The sequence below is a fragment of the Pseudoalteromonas shioyasakiensis genome, from assembly GCF_022398475.1.
In the GTDB taxonomy this organism is placed as follows: Bacteria; Pseudomonadota; Gammaproteobacteria; order Enterobacterales; family Alteromonadaceae; genus Pseudoalteromonas.
The window spans coordinates 1-1,402 of record NZ_JAKEVM010000277.1; the positions used below are offsets into that span (position 1 = coordinate 1).

Below are 1,402 nucleotides of genomic sequence, written 5' to 3' on the forward strand. Positions count from 1 at the left end.
TTCTAGACATTAGTAAAGAAGAATACAGGGATGATTATGCTGATGGTGCAAATGGCGAGTTATGGCAAGTATACGCAAAGCAACAGCTGATTAGTGATTTAGAATCAATCCTAAGTGACGCTAAAAAATACAAACAGTTTAGAAATAGTAATTCAAACTCTAATCAGAAAAAAACTTGGCTATCTCATAATGCGATTTTAGTTAGTAGCCCAAGGGGAACAGGCAAGACTGTATTTTTGCGAAATAGTAAGAGTATGTGGGAGGCTGAAAGTACTGAAAAAGATGAACTTTACTTTTTAGATGTAATTGACCCTACTATGTTGATGGCAAATGACTCTTTCTCAAATGTGATAGTTGCACAAATTTATCAAGAAGTTAGTGACAAATTAAATCAAAGTAATTGCTGTGATCAGAAAAACAGAAGATTACGAGAAGCCTTCCACAAGAGCTTAAAGCAGCTTGCAGAATCCATGGGTAAAAACGGCGAATTTAATGGCTTAATGGGTATTGATAAGGTTCTTAAATATAGCTCTGGAATACAATTGGAGAATAATTTTCATCTCTTTGTGGAGTCTGCAATAGCTATTTTAGGGTGCAATGCAATTGTTGTAACTATTGATGATGTTGATATGGCATTAGATCGGGCGTTTGAAGTTGTTGATGATGTAAGACGCTTCTTAGGGTGTCCATATTTAATTCCTATAGTTAGCGGCGATATTAAGTTATATGAACATATGACTCAAACACATTTCGATGAGAAGGCTTATGATAATTCAACTCAAGATATCCAACTAAATGAAAGCGGTAAAGAATTAAGCAAAGAGCTTACTACAGCATATTTGACGAAGGTGTTTCCTGCTTCTATGCGTATAGGGTTATTTTCAATTGAAAGGATATTGCCTAAGCTCAATATCTTAGATGGTGAAGAGCAATTAACATATAAAAATTACCGAGAAGAGCTCCTAAATCGTTTTTATTTTTTATGTCATAACCGTGATGCGAGAAGGTATTGGTCTGATCCAGAATCAGCACGCGAGTTATCTCAATTAGTGCGTGTTATAAAACCTAAAGTACTTCGAGAAAATAACAATGATATAAAAGAAATTGAGTTACATAATAGCTTTAAAAATTGGGCTGCTCTAAAAAAGAGTGGTGAACTATTTGCGTATTCTGAATCTGCTATAGCATGGTTACATGAGGGGGAAACTAACGAAAATTTTGATATTCGAAAATTACTTGCTTTTAATATTAAAAGACAGACTGATAAAGTGGCTTTCCCATGGTCTAAATACGATGTCTTGGCTGCGCAAATAGAAGCTTTGGACTCTTTGCCCGAACAAGGCGGAAATGGTTTTAAAAATTTAGATTTACTTAAAAGTAGTTTCAATCAAGATCTCACATG

At 34.7% G+C, this 1,402-nt stretch carries 1 protein-coding gene; it reads left to right on the forward strand.

The features are described from left to right. Window positions 1–1,402 (forward strand): hypothetical protein (locus L1D51_RS21445; RefSeq protein WP_239964832.1); only part of this gene is annotated, 1,402 nt, incomplete at both ends.